General features: G+C 49.4%; 1 protein-coding gene. It reads left to right on the forward strand.

Annotated elements, in window-relative coordinates; translation table 11 throughout:
* Nucleotides 1-32 precede the first annotated feature (32 nt).
* The gene (locus ACHAC9_RS24535; RefSeq protein ID WP_435764432.1) at nucleotides 33-440 is read left to right on the forward strand and encodes a hypothetical protein; all 408 of its coding nucleotides are present in this window, start codon (nucleotides 33-35) and stop codon (nucleotides 438-440) included.
* Nucleotides 441-492 lie beyond the last annotated feature (52 nt).

The following is a 492-nucleotide window of genomic DNA, read 5'->3' on the forward strand; positions in this document are numbered from 1 at the left end:
ATTCGCGTAACCCAAATTGCTCACATTTATAGATGAAATCCTTCAGTGTAGTCATCGCAGTGCTTGCCGCATTGGTGTTCGCTGCGTACGCGTACCTCTTCATGCCTTCTGTTTCTGCGTTACGTTCGGCGAACGTGGTCACCGTGCATTTTGAGCTGCTGGGTGAGTATCCAGAGGACATTGAAAGTATTGAAATAGTAGATGTAGCCAGCGGAGAAATTATTTGGCGCGTGAAAGCGCTAGGCGAGATGTTCCAACTCCACAATTTTAAGCTCGCGACTGGGCCAAATTCAGGGTTGCTAGAGCCGTTTTCGGGCCGTTTTCAGACTGAAATCCCGAAACAGAGTCCTTTTGAAATCAAACCACGGACCAGCTATCAGGCCACGGTATGCTTTGCAGGCTGGTTGAGAATCTGTAGGAATACGACATTCAGGTTTTGATCGCGGCCTGACGTTAACTGACGAGCTAGATGGCTTCGTGGGCGACCGCTTC

The organism is Massilia sp. CMS3.1 (genome assembly GCF_051262535.1).
Lineage (GTDB): Bacteria > Pseudomonadota > Gammaproteobacteria > Burkholderiales > Burkholderiaceae_D > Telluria.

What these genes read in the sequence shown, in the direction of transcription:
- ACHAC9_RS24535 (WP_435764432.1), top strand. Translation starts at nt 33, where the DNA reads ATGAAATCCTTCAGTGTAGTCATCGCAGTGCTTGCCGCATTGGTGTTC.